The following is a 17,413-nucleotide window of genomic DNA, read 5'->3' as shown; positions in this document are numbered from 1 at the left end:
CCTCCAACGCGGGTTACATAACTGTGGGTCCGCCAGTTCGTACGGAAGTCGGTGAAAGAAGTGTTCGTGCGGAGTTCGGTGAGAAGAGACGGGAGACGGGCGAGTATCGAACGCTCGAACGGACGGCGACGGTCGAAGCGACCGCCGTGCGTCTCACCCCTGACGTGACATGAACTCGGCGAAGACTTCCCAGGAGGGGTCGACTTCGGGGTGTTCGACGCGGTCGCCGTCGACGTAGACCCCTTCGCCCTCGCCGACCTCGCCGATGTCGGCGGCCGGAATCCCGGCGTCGGACAGCGCCGCCAGCACGTCGGCCGCGTCCTCCGGCGCGACCGTCGCCAGTAGCGTCCCCTCGCTCGTCGACGCCCAGGGATCGATGTCGAAGAACCTGCAGGCTTCGAACACTCCGGGGAGGACGGGAATCGCGTCGCGGTCGACGTCGAGGCGGACGCCCGCGGCGCGGGCCATCTCGACGAGCGCGCCGTGGATGCCCCCCTCCGTCGCGTCGTGCATCGCCGACACCTCACCCGCCGCAGCGGCGACCAGGGCGTCCTCGACCGGACTCATGTCGTAGAACCGCTCCTTCGCGGTCTCGACGGTCTCCGCGGGGAGGTCGACCTGGTCCTCGAACAGGGTGACCATGAACCCCGCCGCCTCGACCGCCGGTCCCTTCGTGACCAGGACGCGGTCGCCGGGGCGAGCGCCGTCCGGCCGCACGAGGTCGTCCGCGTTACCGACCGCGAGCGTCGTCGCACCGCCGACCCAGGGATACCGACAGTCGGCGTAGCGGGCGGTGTGGCCCGTGACGACGCTCACGTCGAACCGTCGGATCTCCCGGTCGAAGGTCTCCCAGACGGTGGCGAACTCCTCGTCGGTTATCTCCGGCGGCAGGTTGAGGTCCACCGCGAGGTGCGTGGGCGCGAGGCCGCTGACCGCCACGTCGCTCAGGACGACGTGGACCGCGAACCAGGCCGCGCGCTCGAAGCCGAGGCCGGGGGTCAGCGAGAGCGGGTCGGTCGCCAGCGCGACGACCGGACCGCCCTGGTCGGTGGCACCGTCCGACTCGGCCCGACCGGCCGTCCCGAGGTCGATGACCCCGAAGTCGACGCCGTGCTGGGGCCCCAGCGCCACGTCCGCGCGCTCGGCCCCGAGGTTCGGGTAGATGTACTCCTCGAAGAACTCGCGGTCCACCTTGCCCAGGTCGGCCATACCCGGGGTATCTCCGGGGCGTACTAAGCGGTGGTGGTTCCTCCCGGTCCTGGGAGGTATCGACCTCCCGTCGGCCGGGGCCGGCCACGAACTATACGGCCCGAGAGCGTCCACACCCACCCATGGCGAGGATAGCAGTCACCGGCGCGGCGGGCAACGTCGGACGGCAGGCGCTCCGGGCGCTCGACGACCACGAGGTGACGCCACTGGTCCACCACGAACAGGAGGACATCGACGGCGTCGTCACCGACGTGACCGACTACGAGTCGCTCGCGGACGCGTTCGCCGGCCACGACGTCGTCGTCCACCTCGCGGCGAACCCATCGCCGGAGGCCGACTGGAGCAGCGTCGTCGACGTGAACATCGAGGGCACGCACAACGTCTACGAGGCGGCCCGGGAGCAGGACGTCGACCGCGTGGTCTTCGCCTCCTCGAACCACGCGGTCGGGATGTACAACGCCGACGACCCGATGGAGACCGAGTCGATGACCACTGGGTTCGCCGCCCCCGTCGACCCCGACGACCCGCCGCGCGCCGACTCCTTCTACGGCGTGAGCAAGGTGACCGGCGAGGCCGTCGGCAACCTGTACGCCGACCGTCACGGCATCGAGGTCGTGAACCTCCGCATCGGTTGGCTGTTGGACGAGGAGGAACTCGCCGAGGAGCAGGACGCCGACCCCGGCCACGCCCGGTTCGCGCGGGCGATGTGGCTCAGCCCCCGGGACTGCCGGAACGTCGTCGAGGCCGCCGCGACCGCCGACCTCCCCGAGACGAGCGTCACCGCCCACGCCATCTCGCGCAACCACGACCGATTCCTCGCCCTGTCGTGGACAGAGCAGGCGCTAGGCTACCGACCGCGCGACGACGCCAGCGAAGTGCTCGCCGACGACTCCTGAGCGCCGGGCGACTGCCGCCGGCGAAACAACGATGTGGTACGAATACGCAGGGAAAGCATGGACACTGAAGTCGTCGCCGAGTTCGAGTCGTCGCTCCGTCGACTCGACGTCGGTCGGACGAAGACCACGACCGACGAGTTCGACGACGCGCTGGCGGACGTCGTCTCCCGACCGGCGGTCGGCGCACCGCTCCCGTTCGACCGCGTCTCGCTGCCGGACGAAGTGACAGTCTCTCCGACGCCCGCCGAACTGGAGGCGTCCGCGACGGGCGTCACCGCGGCGAATTTCGCCATCGCCTCGTACGGGAGCGTCGTCATCCGGGCCACGCCGGAGGGAACGGAACCAGTTAGCCTCTTCCCGGACCGGCACGTCGCCGTGGTCCGCAAGAGCGACATCGTGCCGGGGATGACCGAAGCGTTCGAGCGACTCGGCGAGGATATCCGGGCCGGGCGGGACAGTGCCGTCATCGCCACGGGGCCAAGCGCGACCGCCGACATGGGCTCGCTCGTCCGCGGTGCACACGGACCGAAGGACGTCCAGGTCGTCGTTCTCACCGACCGATGAGTTCGAAATCGCGCGAAGCCAAGGCGGAGAAGATTCGCCGCCTCATGGCGTCGGAGGGCGACGCCGTCGGCGAGAACACCCGCGGGTTCAACCAGGGTCGCTACGAGGCGGTCGCCCGCCTCGACGACTACGAGGAGCTGAAAGACGAGGCGCGCGCCATCAAGGAGGACGCCATCGAGCGCCTGCCCGACCTCGTCGAGCAACTGCGCGAGACCGTCGAGGCGAACGGTGGAACCGTGTACCTCGCCGACGACGCGGCGGACGCGAACCGGTACATCGCCGACCTCGCCGACGAGCAGGACACCGACACCGTCGTCAAGAGCAAGTCGATGACCTCCGAGGAGATCGAGGTCAACGACAGCCTCGAAGCGACGGGGGTGGACGTCGTCGAGACGGACCTCGGGGAGTGGGTGCTCCAGGTCGCCGACGACGCCCCCTCTCATCTCGTCGCGCCGGCCATCCACAAGTCCCGGGAGGGCATCGCGGAACTGTTCAACGAGCAGTTCGACCCGGAGGAGCCGCTGGAGACGGCAGAAGAGCTGACGGCGTTCGCCCGCGAGCGACTCGGCGAACGAATCGAGGACGCCGACGTGGGGATGACGGGCGCGAACTTCGTCACGGCCGACACGGGGACCATCGCGCTGGTCACCAGCGAGGGGAACGCGCGCAAGTCCACCGTCGTCCCGGATACCCACGTCGCCGTCGCAGGCGTCGAGAAGATAGTTCCGAGCGTCGAGGACCTCCAGCCGTTCGTCGAACTCATCGGTCGCTCGGGGACGGGGCAGGACATCACCTCGTACATCTCCCTGTTCACGCCGCCGGTCGACTCGCCGACCGTCGACTTCGACGACCGCGACGACCCCGGGTTCGGCCACGGCGACGACGACGGCGCGGCCGACCGCGAGTTCCACCTCGTGCTCGTCGACAACGGCCGGATGGACATGCGCGAGGACGACCAGCTCCGGGAGACGCTGTACTGCATCCGGTGTTCCGCCTGCGCGAACTCGTGTGCGAACTTCCAGCACGTCGGCGGTCACGCGTTCGGCGGCGAGACGTACACCGGCGGCATCGCCACCGGCTGGGAGGCCGGCGTCGAGGGACTGGACAGCGCCGCCGAGTTCAACGACCTCTGTACGGGCTGTTCGCGGTGCGTGAACGCCTGCCCGGTGAAGATAGACGTCCCCTGGATAAACACCGTCGTCCGGGACCGGGTCAACCGCGGCGAGGACGGCGAACTGGACTGGCTGGTCGAAGGGTTGACGCCGGACGAGGAACCCGGCGGCGTCGACCTCCAGAAGCGCCTGTTCGGCAACTTCGAGACGCTGGCGGAACTGGGCAGCGCGTTCGCCCCCGTCTCGAACTGGCTGGCCGACACCGGGCCGGCCCGCACCCTGCTGGAACGCGCGGTGGGCGTCGACCGGCGGCGCGACCTCCCCCGGTTCCGGCGCGAGACCCTCGTCGACTGGTTCGAGGACCGCGACGCCGAGGTGCGGAACCCGACCCGCGAGGCCGTCCTCTACCCCGACGTCTACACGAACCACGTCCAGGTCGAACGCGGAAAAGCCGCCGTCCGGGCGCTCGAAGCGCTCGACGTCCGGGTCCGGATTCCCGACGTGCGCTCCAGCGGGCGCGCCCCGCTCTCGCAGGGGATGATAGCGACCGCCGAGGAGCACGCCCACGACGTGTACGCGGCCCTCGCGGAACACGTCGACGCGGGCCGCGACGTCGTCGTCGTCGAACCGAGCGACCTCGCCATGTTCGACCGCGAGTACGAGAAGTTCCTCCCCGAGCGCTCCTACGAACGCCTCTCGGGCAACAGCTACGAGGTCGTGGAGTACGTCTTCGGCCTGCTGGACGAGGGGGCCGACCCCGGAGCGCTCTCGTCCGGCGACGGCGAGGAGGTCGCGTACCACAGCCACTGCCAGCAGCGGACGATGGGCCTGGACGCCCACACCGTCGCCGTGCTCGAAGACCTGGGATACGACGTGCTCCTCTCGGAGGTCGAGTGTTGCGGCATGGCCGGGAGCTTCGGCTACAAGCAGGAGTACTACGAGCTGAGCGTGGACGTCGGCGACGACCTCCGCGAGCAGTTCACAACGCCCGACGCCAGCGGCCGAACCGTCGTCGCGAGCGGAACGTCCTGTCTCGAACAGCTCGACGCCCTGCTCCGGCGACCGACGCGCCATCCGGTCGAACTCGTCGCTCCGGAGTGACGGCCGTGTCAGCGCCCGGCGAAGAAGCGGCCCGGACGTTTTCGAACTGTCCGCGACCCGGTGGAGGCGGCTATCCCCTCGAGGCCACCCCGTTATCGTCGAACCGCGATACCAAGGGGAACATTCATATCACCCCCTCGACTGGAATCAGAGTATGGCACGCGGGACGAGTCAGGGAGGCCTCGTGGGCGCGATCCGATACGACCTGCGTCGACTGCACGACGGGTGGATGGCGCTGTACTTTCCCCGACAGCGGACGGGCGAGCACTCGGTCCTCGGCAAGTGGACGCCACAGAGCACGGCCGGGACGGTCGCCTACCGCTCACTAAGGGCGCTCGGCGCGCTGGTCGTCGGCCTGCTGTACCCGTTCGTCCTCCTCGGGTTCGCGATACGCTACCAGACCCGGCGCATCGACCGCACCGCGGCGAGCCTCGGCGTCCTCGGCGTCGTCGTCCTCTCGCTGGTCGTCTGGGGCGCCCTGACCGCCGTCGCGTGGCGGCGCTTCTCCGACGCGGGGGTCATCGCCGTCGCCGCGTCCGGGGGCGTCGCGACCGTCGCGGCAGTGCTGTCCTACCTCACCAGTCGGTTCGGCGGTCGGTTCACGACCGTGCTCTTCGCGTACCCGTTCGGTATGACGGCCATCTTCCTCCCGCCGGTCGTCGCCGCGCTGTACTCGCCGGCCCTCTCGGCGGTCGTCTTCCCGAACAGCGAGTCCATCGCGGTGTGGCTCCTCGACAACGTCCTCACGTACCGGAACGTCGACGAGTATCTCCGGTCGCGTTACGACCTCGAAGGACTGGCGTACGTGGGAATGTGGTTCGGTATCGCCGTCCCGGTCGGCTGGGTCGTCGGCCTCTTCGTCTCGCTGGCGAATCTCGTTCGCCCGAAATCGGAGTAACCCTTAATCCGGTTCCGTCCTACCGTCCCCGCATGGAGTTCGACACCGCAACGACGGCGGTCGGCTTTCTCGTCCTGTTCGGTATCATCGCGGTCGGGACGTTGATGAGTCCGATGACGACCAGTACGGTGATGATGGTGCTCGGCGGCCTGGCCGTGTTCGGCCTTCTGACCCTGCTGCTCGGCGTGAAACACGGCGAGTACCGTGCGGCGCGCTGACCCACCGGCCGCCGACCCCGACGCCCGTTCTCGAACCGCCTCCGCGCTTCGACATCTCTTTGCCCCCGGACGCGCGAGTACCGTCCGATGACGGACCGCGACGGCCGTGACGCCCGCGACGTGCGCGAGACGTACGACCGCATCGCGGACCACTTCGCGAAGACGCGCGAGTACCCCTGGCCGGAGGTCGAGTCCTTTCTCGCCGACCGGGACGCCGACGTGGCGCTCGACGTCGGCTGTGCGAACGGACGCCACGCCGAACTGCTGGCCGAGCGCGCCGGGACCGTCGTCGGTATCGACGTGAGCCGCGAGTTACTGGCGGAGGCGCGGGCGCGCGCCACCGAGCGGGCGTTCGACCTCGAGTTGGTACAGGGGGACGCTGCGGCGCTCCCCGTCGCCGACGCAACGGTCGGGCTGGCGGTGTACGTCGCGACGCTCCACCACCTGCCGACTCGCGAGGCTCGCGTCGCCAGCCTGGACGAACTAGCGCGGGTGCTCGGCCCCGGCGGCGCGGCGCTCGTCAGCGCCTGGAGCACGGCCCACGACCGCTTCGACCGCGAGGAGGGGTTCGACACCCGGGTCGACTGGACGCTCCCCGGCGGTGAGACGGTCCCCCGGTTCTACCACATCTACTCGCCGGACGAGTTCCGGGCGGACGTGGACGCCAGCGCGCTGGTCCCCGCCGAGGTGTTCGTCTCCAGCGGGAACTGCTACGCCGTCGTCCGCGCCGAGAAACAGTAACACCCTTAAGCCGGGGACCGCAACGTCGGAGTGCGAATCGAGCGAGCGAAGTGAGCGAAACGCGCCGATGGTCTAGTGGTAGGACCTGAGCCTTCCAAGCTCATGGCCCGGGTTCAAATCCCGGTCGGCGCACTTCTGCGACGAACGGACGTGAGGAGCGAGCGCCTCGGAAGGATTCGAACCCTGCCAGTCGCAACGCGAGCGAAGCGAGTGTCCGTCTGGCTCCGGTTCAATCCCGGTCGGCGCATTCTGGGAGAACCCCGTTCGTAGTTCTGGCGCTCGGTTCCACGCGACGGATTGCCGCACGCTACCGTTCACCGTCGGAGCGAAGGAACGGAGGGTTCTCGAAGGCCACGGGGTTCCACGACCGAAGGTTGACAACCGAGAACGGGGAAGTCTGGACGAGATGGTTGGCCCGGCTACCGATTCGCTACTCGCGCTCGTCTTCCGCGTCTTCGTTGCGTTCGGTATCGGTGCGCTCGTCGGGCTAGAGCGAGAACAGAGCGAATCGGGCGGCACGTTCGCTGGAAGTCGTACGTTCCCGCTGTTCGGTCTCTTCGGTGCACTCGTCCAGGCGTTCTTCCCGGCGATGCTACCCGTCGCACTGATCGCCCTCACTATCCCGCTGACCGTCGCGTACGGAGGGAAAATCCTGGTCGAACGCGACATCGGACTCACGACGCTGACTGCAGCCCTCCTCACCGTCCTCCTCGGTGCGTTGACGACCCATTCGGAGCGCGGGACCGTACTCGCTATCGTCGTCGGCGGCGTCGTCACGATCCTCCTCTCCGCCAAGCGGACCATTCACGGGTTCGTCGGCCGAATCGACGAGGACGAACGCCGTGCGTCCATCAAATTCATCCTCGTCGTGGTGGTCGTCCTTCCGCTCCTGCCCGACAGGGAACTCGACGCCCTGTACGGGCTCAACCCGCAGTTCGTCTGGCTCATGGTGGTGTTCGTCACCGGGCTGAGTTTCGTCGCCTACGCCTCGAGTCGCGTCGTCGGGGCCAGGCGAGGAATCGCCCTGACCGGCGTACTGGGCGGGTTCGTCTCGTCGACGGCGACCACGGTCTCGATGGCCGAACGGGCGACGGAAGACCCGCCGCTCTACGGGATTTGTACGTTCTCGACGGTCGTGGCGGCGACCGTGATGTTTCCGCGAGCGCTCGTCGAGATAGCCGTCGTCAATCCAGCACTGTTGCCCTACGCCGTCGTCCCGCTCGGGGCGATGACGGTCACAGGAGCACTCGCCGCCGGCGTCGTGTACTGGCGGTCGACCAGGGAGGACGAGGTCGAAGCCGACATCAGGAATCCGTTCCGACTACGACCGGCGCTGTTCTTCGGTGCCGTCTTCGCCGTGGTCCTCCTCGTGTCCGAGTCCGCCAACTCGTGGTTAGGCGCGTCGGGCGTGTACGCGACGGCATTCGTCTCCGGTCTCGCCGACGTGGACGCGATCACGCTCACGCTGAGCACGCTCGCAGCCGACGGCGCGATTCCTCCGGAGGTCGCGACGACCGGTATCGTCATCGGTGCCATCGCGAACACCCTCGTGAAGGTCGGGCTCGCGTGGCTTTTGGGGACGCGACGACTCGGGCGACTGGTGACGGCAGGACTCGGAATCGTCTCGGTCGTCGGCGTGGTGTTCGTCGCGATGTGAGTGGCCGTCGAACGTCGTGACCCTCCGCGTGACAACGTTCGACGCTTCGGCACCGTTGAGTCGCGTCACGTCGGCGTTCGGGCACAGCCTTCACTACGGTACGGCCAGTAGCAATCGGACCACGATGCCCGTTCAGGAATTTCTCGACGAGTTGTTCGTCGACTCGGCGCGCCTCCTTCGCTCGGCGCTCAAGTTCGGAATCGGCTTCCTGGTCGTGTACGTCGTCGGCCGGGTGGTCGTCCGACCGGGCGTCGAGCGAGTGCTGGCGCTCCGGAAGATCGAACCGACGCTCGAACGGGCGCTACAGAAGGTCGTGGGACTGGCGGTCGTCCTCCTCGCGGTCATCGTCGGACTGGCGTTCGCCGGGTTCACTCGATTCCTAAGCGCGTCGGCGACGATAGTCGCGGCGGTCACGCTCGCGGTCGGCATCGCGGCCCAGGACCTGATAGGGAACCTGGTCAGCGGCGTGTTCATCGTCGGCGACAACCGGTTCAACATCGGCGACTGGATAGAGTGGGACGACAGGGCGGGAACCATCGACGACATCGGGTTCCGAACCACGCAGATTCGAACCGCCGACAACGGCATCGTCACCGTCCCCAACTCCGAACTGACCTCGACGGCGGTGACGAACACCGTCCTCGCGGACAGTCGTCGACTCACGTACTCCGTCGAGATCGGCTACGGCGACGACATCGAAGCGGCGAGCGAAATCCTGCGCGACTGCGCCGACGAGCGCTCCGCCGTTCTCGCGGACCCCGCACCCGAGATACGGCTGACGAACCTCGGGGACTCGGGCATCGAGCTGATGGCTATCTTCTGGATTTCCGACCCGGACGAGGCCGACGTTCTCGAACTCCGCTCGGAGTACGGCCGCGACGTCAAAGAGCGGTTCGACGCCGCGGGCGTGGAACTGAGCCCGCCGTCCCAGCACGACCTCTCCGGACGGGTACAGGTAGACGGCGCGTCGTCGGAGTACGGACGGTAGTATCCGCGGCTCACCCGCGGTCGCTGGCGTCCTCGATGGCCGACTGGTTCACCGCGTAGATGCGGACCGCGTCGAAGTGGTCGACCTTCCGGACGTGGGGGTACTTCTCGAAGTTGGTGTTCCCGTACCGGTCGCGCTCGCGCGGGCCGAGGTAGACGTAGCGCACGTCGTAGCGGTCGAGCAGACGCTTGCGCGTCTCCCAGCCGGCGGTGTACATCAACTCCACGTCTCGCTTGCGCTCGCGGTAGGCGTCCCGGCCGCGATAGATGCCTTCCTGGTACCAGCCGACGACCGTCGGAAGTCCGGTCAGCGAGGCGACGGGACTCCCCCACTGGTAGGGTTTGCCCGGCGCGGAGACGATGTGCGGTCGCCCCTCGCGCGCGTCCATCCACGCGATGGCCTCCGCCTCGGTGGGATGGTGCGTCCAGACGAACGCCTTCCCGTCGAGCGTCGGGTCGTCGGCGCGGTTGCGCTCCGAGCCGACGTGCTGGCCGAGGGCGAACGCGCCGTACACCGAGGTGGTGAGCAGGAGGACGACCGCGAGCACCGCACTGACCTGCCGGCGGGACGCCGGGACGGCGGGGACCGACCACTTCGGCCCGCGGGCGGAGAGGAGGCGGGCGAGCGCGATTCCGGCGGCGGTCCCCCAGAGCACCCACACCTGCATGTACACCTTGAACACCGTGTTGAACCGGCTCGCGACGGCGTTGTCCTTCACAAAGACGAACTCGACGAGGAGCACCAGCCCCGCGCCGCCGACTATCAGGACCGTCTCGAAGTCGAGGTCGGCCCCGGAGCGCAACAGCGCCCACCCGCCGACCAGCAGCGGACCGACGAGGACGACGGCGGCGACGTTCCCCTGCCAGCCGACGACGAGGAGCGCCGCGCCCGCGACGCCGACCGCCGTGGCTCTCTCCGTCACGGGACGTTTCGCGTGCGAACCGAGATACAGCGCGAACACGGCGAGGAACGCGCCGTGGACGACGAGCAGTCCCACGAAGCTGCTCCGGTCCGGCAGGAACCCGATGCCGCGGGAACTCGCCGCTCCCAGCAGGATGTTCACCACGAACGGGCCCGCCCAGACGAGCGCCAGCGCACCGACGACCGCGGTGACCGCCGCGGCGCTCGCGGTCCGGTCGAGTTCCCGTCCCAGCCGGTCGTCCGACTCCGGTGCGGAACGGCCCGGGACGAGCGTTCGCGGGTGTCCGTCCGCGAACGTCAGCGCGAGCCACGTGACGCCGAGCGTCGTCGGAAAGCTCCAGAAGCTGATGGTGGCGACGAGACCGCACGCGACGGGGAGCGCCCCGAAGACGAGCGCGCGCCGACGGCGGCGGTTCTCGGGGGGCGTCCGGTAGACCGCGTACGCCAGCGCGGCGACGACGAGCAGGAACGGCTGGCTCGTCATGTGGGCGTGGAGGTCGCCGTTGACGTACGCGAACAGCGGAAACTCGTTGATGGTGCCGGGGATGACGCGGCTGGCGTCCCAGTAGTGAAACTCCTTCGGGGCGAGCGCGAGCGGTTCGTCCATCTCCAGCGCGCCGGCGACGGAGGCAGCCAGCGATTCGGGGAGGACGTTCGCGACGAGTCGGGTCACCGTGAACAGGTTGCTGGCGAACGCGACGAAGAACGCGGCGAGGCCGCCCGCGAGCCGAGGAGACGCACCGCGACGGTCGGCGACGGCACCGGCGAGGCCGTAGACCGTCACGACGAGCATCCCGTAGAACCCCGCCAGCGCGAGGTTGAAGGCGAATCGCGGGGCCGTCGCGGTCAGCTTCGTGAGCACCGTCGCCATGAGGATACCGCCGTAGTAGTACAGGACCGGTTCGCCGGCCCACCACATGTCCTCCGGCGGGAGCGCCGGCGCGCGCATGAGCGACTTCATCAGTCCGAAATCGAGGAACTTCTCGCCGCCGCCGGGGACGATACCCGGGTCGACGGCCCGCACCGCGACGAGGAAGAGAAACGCCAGCGTGAACACGGCCATCGACTCGGCGTAGGCTCCGACGTCGAGGTCGTAGTCGCGTGCGAGGAACACCGACACGGCGGCGAAGACGGCGAACGCGACGGCGACGGTCAGTGTGGTGAACGCGACCTGTCCGAGCCAGTAGGTGAGAAGCGTCACGAAGCCCAGCGCGACGGGGAGCGCGTAGGTCGCCCCCCGGCCGGGGAAGCGAGCGAAGAGCGCGGCAGCGACCGGCAGTCCGACGAACGCGAGGACGTAGTAAGCCGCCAGCCACAGAGCGACGAGCGCGTACTCCATTCTGTTGGGCGTGGAGCGCCCGAGCGGTAAACGTCTTTGGGTCGTGAAACGTTACAGCGAAGTGACGAGCGGACAGGGAGATGAATTCCCACGCGGTCTTCGAATCACAACCCTTAACTGCAAAACCGCGCTACCGTGTAGTAGCGGGATGGGATAGCCAGGAGATTCCGGCGGGCTCATAACCCGCAGATCGGTAGTTCAAATCTACCTCCCGCTACTCCTGCCGCGAACGTTTTCACGCTCTCGAAACTTCCCCCGTTACTCGTCCCTGCGTATCGGCTCGAAACCTCGTTACCCGTTCTCGTCCGGCGGTTCGGACGGTACCCGGTTGCGAGCGACGCGACTGCGGCCACGCGCCTTATTGACTGTGATGGAGTAGCCAGAAGCGATGACATCCGTACTGTTCGTCGTGAGCGAGGAAGGGTACTGGGGAGAGGAGTGCGTCGACCCGCTGGAGACGCTGTCGGAGGAGGACGTCGACGTAACGGTGGCGACGCCCACCGGGGAGAAGCCGGTCCTCGACGAACGCTCCGTCGACCCCGACAGCGTCGGCGAGGAGACGGCCGAGCGGGTCCGCGACGTTCACGAGAACGACCAGCGGTTGCAGAACCCGACACAGATTGCGAGGACGTCCGCGGACATGTACGACGCGGTCGTGTTCCCCGGCGGTCACGGCACGGTGTGGGACATCAACCAGGACCGTCACGCCCGTCGACTGCTCCGGAACGTCGTCGAGCGCGACGACGGCAAGGCGCTCGTCATCTGTCACGCCGTCGGTCTGCTCGCGTTCGCCCGCGATAGCGACGGCGAGTTCCTGGTCGACGACCGCGACGTCACGGGATTCCCCAACGAGTGGGAAGCGGACATCGTCGACGAGAACGACATGATGCCCGACGGGCGGAAGCTCCCGTACTACGTCGAAGACGAGGTGAAGGCGGCGGGCGGGAACTGGGACGCGGAACTCGACGCCGACACGAGCGTGCGGATGGACGGCGACCTCCTGACGGGCCGCGGTCCGGAGTCGTCGCACGATGCAGCGGTGACGCTACTCGAAGCGCTCGGCGTTCAGACGCCCGCGTAGACCCGGGACGCCGCCCGGACCTCCGTCGAATCGCAGACGAGGGCGGCCGTCGTCGGAGGGAAGCGTTTGATTTATTCGATTGGTCCTCTCACGGACGAGAGAGGTATCCACAGTGCTAGGAACTCGCGGCGTGCTCGCGATACTGGCCGGCATCGCGATGACGTTCGGCGTCGTCGCGCTACGCACCGGACGAAAACCGCTCGGACTGTGGCTGTTGACGGCGGGGTTCGGGACCGCGAGCCTGTGGTCGGGGCTGAGCATCTTCTGGGCGAGGAACAACGCGAGCATGCTGTCCGCTGAGTCGCACCTCATGCTGGGAACGATGGCTGGCGCTGGGACCATCTACTACGGCGTCCTGGCTCGGGAAGCGGTTAGCGAAAGGGAATAACGCTTCGCACGAGAGGACGGCTCGTTTCGAGTACGCACTCGAAATTGGTCTATATCTACTCTCGTCTTCTATGAAGCCACGAAAATAAAAACCTTCTGTCAATCAGTAGTTTTAAATACATCTTGGCCAAGTCTTTGGTATGCCACGGCGACGCAATGGAAGTGGTGCAGACGACAGCCGACGGAAGTTCCTGAAGGCGAGCGGTGCTGGTGCGGTGGCGCTCTCGCTCGCTGGTTGTTCCGGTAACAACAATAACAACAACGACAACAACGGGACCGACGGTACCAGTAACAGTCCGGGCGGGACCAAGACGACGGAAGTGTCCGGGTACGACATCGGTCCAGACCAGATCGAGGCCGGCGGTACGCTTCGGTACGGGATGCACACGCCGCCGGACAGCCCGAACTACATGCTCGCAGGCAGCGTGTACTCGGCGGTCGCCCTGGACCCGGTGTACGACTTCGGTCTGACCCAGGACCCGGTCACCTTCGAGTACAAGCCGGGCGTGTTCACCGACTGGACGGCGAAGAACACCGACAAGGAGAACCCGGACATCTACGCCAACGTTCGGAAGGACGGCCTGGAGTGGAACGACGGCGAGAAGTGGAAGCCCATCGAGGACACCCTGTTCTCCTACCAGTTCCAGCTCGACAACCAGCCGGGCGAGTGGTCCGTCTGGAACTACTTCAGCAAGGTCGAAGAGGCCAGCAACGACTGGGACCTCCACATCAAGATGGCCGGGAAGATCGGAACGTGGGAGTCCTCCATCCTCGCCGGCGCCCCCATCATCCCGAAGCACGTCTGGTCGAACGTCGACTACCAGAAGTACAACCCGGTCGAAGAGCAGGACGAGGGTCCCGTCGGGACCGGTCCGGCCAAACTGGTCAAGTACAAGCCGGACACGGCGATGCAGCTCCAGACGCGACGCGACTACGTCGAGAACACGTACGCCCTCAACAGCCTCGAATGGCAGAAGAACCACGACGCGGTCATCCACGGCGGTCCCTTCCTCGACAAGGTGAACTTCAAGGTGTACGGCGGGAAGACCCCGATGACCCAGGCCTACCTGAACGGTGAGGTCGACACCCACTACGGGAGCCTCAGCGTGGAGAAGATACCGAAGGCCCGGAACAAGTCCGGTATGGGTCTCGTGAAAGGGTTCGACAGCGGGTTCACCTACCTCGGGTACAACTGTCGTCGCCAGCCACTCGACGACGTGGCGCTCCGCCAGGCGATGGCGTTCCTCTTCGACGACAAGTTCTGGGTGCAGAAACAGAAGACCAACTTCGTCATCAAGGGCGACTACGCACAGGCACCCGGATACAAGGCCGTCCGTCCGGAATCGGTCTGGGACGGCAAACTGCTCGAAGCTCCCGAGACGGAGGCGTTCAACTTCCGCAGAAAGCAGGGTAAAGAGCCCGACCTGCAGGGCATCCGGAACTTCCTGACGAACGGAAACGTCATCAGCGGCTCCGGCGACTACGTCGGACAGCAGTTCCCCGGCACGTTCTCGGGCGTCGAGGCGAGCAGGTCGAGCGCCAAGCACAACTACAGCTTCGGCTCGCCCCAGACCCAGGTCATCAGGGACCAGCAGGGAGCCGACAAGGAGATTCGCGTGAACGGCCAGACCATCCCGGAGATGATGGACGGCGACGCGATCACCGTCCTCATCGACCCGCCGGGCGAGAAGCCCAAGGAGGCGAAGGCCATCAACCAGTGGGTCACGAACCTCAAGAAGGTCGGTATTCCGGCCAAGACCAAGCCGATCGCCTTCAACACGATGAAGGCGAAGGCGTACGTTCAGGAGGACTTCGACATCTACCCGATGGGCTGGGGCGGCACCAGTCCGCTCGGGACGTCGATGCGCGTGTTCTTCCACTCGGAGAACGCCGGTGGCGACACCGAGAAGACCGCCTACAACTCCACCGGCTACGGCGTCTCCGGCGGCAGCGCCGACGACCTGCTCGACTCCGCGCAGAAGGAGATGGAACCGAAAAAGCGTAACAAGAAGTGGGCGAAGGCCATCGAGAAGGTCTACCTGGACCAGCCGTACATGGTCTGGGACTACGCGAAGTACCGCTGGCCGATGAACACCAAGAAGTTCGACGGCTACATCGAGGGCATCGTCGACCCCGGCTACGCGACCTGGGGAGACCAGTTCAACAACATCTACCTGAAGAAGAACGTGAAGAAGTAACGTCGCCGTTTTCGCTCGGCGTTCGTCTTTTTTCGCCCGATTGCGGCTGGTGACACTGCGAGAGAATCACTACATTGATAACGAATGTGTACCATGCACGTCATGGACACTCAAAAGTAAGCGATATGGAAATCAAGACAATGGAACTAATCGACGCCGAACCATGACACGTATTAGCGCACGGTATTTAGGAAAGCGGCTGGTCGTCTCCTACCTGACCCTGCTCGTGATCATGACGATCCTGTTCGTGCTCATCAGGAGCATGCCGGGGTCGATAATCACGAACATGATTACGCCCGAGATGGAACCCGCCCAAATCGACCGGCTACGGGAGCAGTGGGGACTCAACGAACCACTGTGGCGGCAGTACATCGAGTTCATGATTAACTACCAGACCGGGGACTTCGGACGGTCGCACATATACAAACAGTCGGTCTGGAGCGTCATCGTCCGGCGGTTCCCGCGGACGATCATCCTGTTCGGCGCGGGGTTTGTCATCGCGTACACCGTCGGTCCGCTCGTGGGCATGTATCTCGGCTGGTGGCGTGGGACCTTCAAGGACAAGAGCGTCTTCGCCACCGGTCTGACGATGTACTCCATGCCGGCGTTCTGGATCGCGTGGCTGTTCATCTGGCTGTTCAAGTTCGAACTGGGGTGGCTCAAGAGCACGTACATGCTCGACCAGTTCCCCAACTTCGAGTGGACGGCGGTAACAGCGATGACGAACATCTTGCACCACATCGCGTTACCGCTCTTGAGCATCTCGTTCGTCGGCTGGGTCGGCGCGATGCTGATCATGCGACCGTCGATGAACAACGTCACCAGCCAGGATTACGTGTTCCTGGCGCAGGCGAAAGGGCTCAGCGAACGGACGGTGATGATGAAACACGCGGCCCGGAACGCGCTCATTCCGGTAACGACGCAGGCCATCGTCGGTCTGGCGTTCCTCATCGACGGCAGCGTCCTCATCGAACAGGTCTTCAGCTGGCCCGGTATCGGACAGCTGATCGTCAGTGCCGTCTTCCGGCAGGACTACGCCGTCGCACAGGCGGCGTTCTTCATGCTGGCCGTGCTTATCGTCGCCGCCCGCCTGCTGACCGACATCGTCTACACGTATCTGGATCCGCGGATCAAGTTCGGGGAGGAATCATAGATGTCAACGCAATCCGAGCAGGCTTCGAGCTTCAGTTCGATAAAGGAACGCTGGGAACCGCGCATAGAACGATTCCGCCGAGGATGGGACCGGTACACCCGTCACAAGATGGGCGTCATCGGGCTGGCCATCATGGTGATGTACATCCTCTGGGCGCTGTTCCCGTCCGTCTTCGCCCCCCACCGGCCCGAGTGGCAGGCGTACATCGGGTACACCAACGGATACATGCCGTCCGACGCAGTGCTGCCCCACCCGCCGGCGTTCGGGGACCCGTTCTTCGCTCCGCTCGGGACGAACGAGGCCGGACAGGGGGTCTTCACGCTCATCGTGTACGCCACCAAGGACGCGCTGTACATCGGGTTCGCGGCGGGCCTGCTCTCCAGTCTGGTCGGCGTCCCGCTCGGACTCATCAGCGGATTCTACGGCGACACCTGGATCGACGAGGCGATCCAGCGCATCGTCGACGTGATGTACGGCATGCCGTTCCTGCCGTTCCTCATCGTCCTGGTCGCCATCCGGGGCATCAGTACGACCAACATCATCCTCGGCATCGCCATCACCTCCTGGCTGAACAACTGCATCCTCATTCGCGGAGAGACGCTCTCGCTGAAGGAACGGGCCTACGTCGAGTCCGCGCAGGTCGCGGGCGCGAGCGACACGCGCATCGTGTTCAGACACATCATGCCGAACGTCGTGCCGCTGGCGTTCGTCTACCTCGCCCAGGACGCGGCAGCGGCGATCATCGCGCAGGCGTCGCTGGCGTACCTCGGACTCGCCGATTTCACCAAGATTTCCTGGGGTACCATGATCGAGAGCGTCAAGGCACACAACATGATCTACTCCGCGCCGTGGTGGCTCATCCCGCCGGGGCTGGCGATTACGGCCCTCGCAGCGGCGTTCTACTTCATCGGGTTCTCTATCGAGGACGTCGTCAACCCACAGGACTAACC

General features: G+C 66.3%; 15 protein-coding genes and 2 tRNA genes. 15 read left to right on the top strand and 2 right to left on the bottom strand.

Annotated features, from left to right (window positions below):
* Window positions 1-153: 153 nt before the first annotated feature.
* Window positions 154-1,209, bottom strand: a complete 1,056-nt coding sequence (locus ACRYA2_RS11995; protein ID WP_433628177.1) for an AIR synthase family protein — start codon at window positions 1,207-1,209, stop codon at window positions 154-156.
* A gap of 122 nt (window positions 1,210-1,331) precedes the next feature.
* Here ACRYA2_RS11995 and ACRYA2_RS11990 point away from each other — a divergent pair, with 122 nt between their 5' ends.
* The 9 genes from ACRYA2_RS11990 (at window position 1,332) to ACRYA2_RS11950 (ending at window position 9,384) form a co-directional block, all read left to right on the top strand.
* Window positions 1,332-2,105, top strand: a complete 774-nt coding sequence (locus tag ACRYA2_RS11990) for an NAD-dependent epimerase/dehydratase family protein (protein WP_433628175.1) — start codon at window positions 1,332-1,334, stop codon at window positions 2,103-2,105.
* Window positions 2,106-2,162: 57 nt separating this feature from the next.
* Complete coding sequence (locus ACRYA2_RS11985) at window positions 2,163-2,669, top strand: LUD domain-containing protein (RefSeq protein WP_433628173.1); 507 nt, start codon at window positions 2,163-2,165, stop codon at window positions 2,667-2,669.
* Entirely contained in the window at window positions 2,666-4,882 is a 2,217-nt protein-coding gene (locus ACRYA2_RS11980) for an LUD domain-containing protein (protein ID WP_433628171.1), read from the top strand. Before ACRYA2_RS11985 ends, ACRYA2_RS11980 begins: the two co-directional genes overlap by 4 nt.
* 154 nt (window positions 4,883-5,036) lie before the next feature.
* Window positions 5,037-5,780 carry a hypothetical protein gene (locus ACRYA2_RS11975; RefSeq protein WP_433628168.1) on the top strand — a complete coding sequence of 248 codons (744 nt, stop codon included), beginning with the start codon at window positions 5,037-5,039 and terminating at the stop codon, window positions 5,778-5,780.
* Window positions 5,781-5,812: 32 nt separating this feature from the next.
* The gene (locus ACRYA2_RS11970; RefSeq protein WP_433628166.1) at window positions 5,813-5,998 is read left to right on the top strand and encodes a DUF7333 family protein; all 186 of its coding nucleotides are present in this window, start codon (window positions 5,813-5,815) and stop codon (window positions 5,996-5,998) included.
* An 87-nt stretch (window positions 5,999-6,085) separates the two neighbouring features.
* On the top strand, window positions 6,086-6,739 hold the full coding sequence (locus ACRYA2_RS11965) for a class I SAM-dependent methyltransferase (RefSeq protein ID WP_433628164.1): 654 nt from the start codon (window positions 6,086-6,088) through the stop codon (window positions 6,737-6,739).
* Window positions 6,740-6,800: 61 nt separating this feature from the next.
* Window positions 6,801-6,871, top strand: a tRNA-Gly gene (locus tag ACRYA2_RS11960).
* A gap of 274 nt (window positions 6,872-7,145) precedes the next feature.
* Window positions 7,146-8,396: an MgtC/SapB family protein gene (locus tag ACRYA2_RS11955; protein ID WP_433628162.1), complete on the top strand. Its 1,251-nt coding sequence runs from the start codon at window positions 7,146-7,148 to the stop codon at window positions 8,394-8,396.
* Window positions 8,397-8,520: 124 nt separating this feature from the next.
* Window positions 8,521-9,384: a mechanosensitive ion channel family protein gene (locus tag ACRYA2_RS11950; RefSeq protein ID WP_433628159.1), complete on the top strand. Its 864-nt coding sequence runs from the start codon at window positions 8,521-8,523 to the stop codon at window positions 9,382-9,384.
* A 10-nt stretch (window positions 9,385-9,394) separates the two neighbouring features.
* On the opposite strand, the gene ACRYA2_RS11945 is transcribed toward ACRYA2_RS11950, so the two are convergent.
* Window positions 9,395-11,644, bottom strand: a complete 2,250-nt coding sequence (locus ACRYA2_RS11945) for a DUF2298 domain-containing protein (protein WP_433628156.1) — start codon at window positions 11,642-11,644, stop codon at window positions 9,395-9,397.
* A gap of 142 nt (window positions 11,645-11,786) precedes the next feature.
* Here ACRYA2_RS11945 and ACRYA2_RS11940 point away from each other — a divergent pair.
* The 6 genes from ACRYA2_RS11940 to ACRYA2_RS11915 all read left to right on the top strand — a co-directional run bounded on the left by ACRYA2_RS11940 (window position 11,787) and on the right by ACRYA2_RS11915 (window position 17,411).
* Window positions 11,787-11,861, top strand: a tRNA-Met gene (locus tag ACRYA2_RS11940).
* Between the two features lie 171 nt (window positions 11,862-12,032).
* Complete coding sequence (locus tag ACRYA2_RS11935; protein WP_433628154.1) at window positions 12,033-12,725, top strand: type 1 glutamine amidotransferase domain-containing protein; 693 nt, start codon at window positions 12,033-12,035, stop codon at window positions 12,723-12,725.
* 112 nt (window positions 12,726-12,837) lie between these two features.
* Window positions 12,838-13,113 (top strand): hypothetical protein, encoded by a 276-nt coding sequence (locus ACRYA2_RS11930; RefSeq protein WP_113277438.1) that lies wholly within the window; start codon window positions 12,838-12,840, stop codon window positions 13,111-13,113.
* Window positions 13,114-13,252: 139 nt separating this feature from the next.
* Window positions 13,253-15,310: an ABC transporter substrate-binding protein gene (locus ACRYA2_RS11925; RefSeq protein ID WP_433628151.1), complete on the top strand. Its 2,058-nt coding sequence runs from the start codon at window positions 13,253-13,255 to the stop codon at window positions 15,308-15,310.
* A 163-nt stretch (window positions 15,311-15,473) separates the two neighbouring features.
* Window positions 15,474-16,463, top strand: a complete 990-nt coding sequence (locus tag ACRYA2_RS11920; protein WP_433628148.1) for an ABC transporter permease — start codon at window positions 15,474-15,476, stop codon at window positions 16,461-16,463.
* A complete protein-coding gene (locus ACRYA2_RS11915; RefSeq protein WP_433628145.1) occupies window positions 16,464-17,411 on the top strand; it encodes an ABC transporter permease in 948 nt (315 codons plus the stop codon).
* Window positions 17,412-17,413 lie beyond the last annotated feature (2 nt).

It is taken from the genome of Halomicrococcus pelagicus (genome assembly GCF_050954125.1).
This window is presented reverse-complemented; position numbering and strand designations above follow the sequence as displayed.